Below are 952 nucleotides of genomic sequence, written 5' to 3'. Positions count from 1 at the left end.
TTAACCTCGCCAAGATCGAGCCCTCAAAGGGCTCCATGCGCGGCAAGCTCAAGCGTGCCGGCTGGGACAACCAATTCCTCGCCACCATGCTCGCTCAGTTCACAAATTTCCAAATGCGATAGCCCTGACCCGCAGGCGCGATGCCGTGCGACCCGCCGGCCATGACATCAACACGCGCCTTGACCTCGGCGCCGTCATCCTTAGATCAGCCCCCACGGCCCAAGTCGGCCGGCTTTCCGGAATGGCGAGGTGAAAGGTAATGTCGGTGCCCCCTCAGACGCGATCCGTGCCCCTGGCGGCGTCGCGGCTGCGCCCCCTGCCGCAGTTGATATTCGCGTCGCGCTGGCTGCAGCTACCACTATATCTGGGCCTGATCATCGCCCAGTGCGTCTATGTTGCGCTCTTCCTCAAAGAACTCTGGCATCTCGTCAGCCACACACTGTCGTTCAACGAGCAGCAGATCATGCTGGTGGTGCTCGGGCTCATCGACGTGGTGATGATCTCCAACCTGCTGATCATGGTGATCGTGGGCGGCTATGAGACGTTCGTTTCCCGCCTGGAGCTGCAGAACCATCCCGACCAGCCGGAATGGCTCAGCCATGTCAATGCCAGCGTGCTGAAGATCAAGCTGGCGATGGCGATCATCGGCATCTCCTCGATCCATCTGCTGCGCACGTTCATCGAGGCCGGCAACCTCGGCTCCGAGAAGGCGACCTACACCGAAGCCGGCGTCATGTGGCAGGCGCTGATCCACGGGCTGTTCATCCTGTCGGCGCTGGGCATCGCGCTTGTCGACCGCCTGAGCGTCCCACCCAACGGCAAGCACTAGTACCTGTGCCCAGAGATTATGACTCTTTGGCTGCGTCTGGATAGGCGCGAGCGAGCTTTGTGCGAGCGCGTTGGGTGGTGAACATCCATTTGATGGGAGCGGCTGTCGCGTTTCGCTGGCGCT

The 952-nt window shown here is 61.4% G+C and carries 1 protein-coding gene; it reads left to right on the top strand.

Annotation, left to right across the window (positions count from 1 at the left end; genetic code table 11):
• The first annotated feature begins 259 nt into the window (after positions 1 to 259).
• Positions 260 to 829 carry a TIGR00645 family protein gene (locus FHP25_RS40480; RefSeq protein ID WP_147852690.1) on the top strand — a complete coding sequence of 190 codons (570 nt, stop codon included), beginning with the start codon at positions 260 to 262 and terminating at the stop codon, positions 827 to 829.
• The last annotated feature ends 123 nt before the right edge of the window (positions 830 to 952 follow it).

Source organism: Vineibacter terrae (genome assembly GCF_008039615.1).
GTDB lineage: Bacteria > Pseudomonadota > Alphaproteobacteria > Reyranellales > Reyranellaceae > Vineibacter > Vineibacter terrae.
The sequence above is the reverse complement of the archived record's forward strand: the minus strand, read 5'-3'. Positions and strand labels throughout refer to the sequence as shown.

What these genes read in the sequence shown, in the direction of transcription:
- FHP25_RS40480 (WP_147852690.1), top strand. Translation starts at nt 260, where the DNA reads ATGTCGGTGCCCCCTCAGACGCGATCCGTGCCCCTGGCGGCGTCGCGG.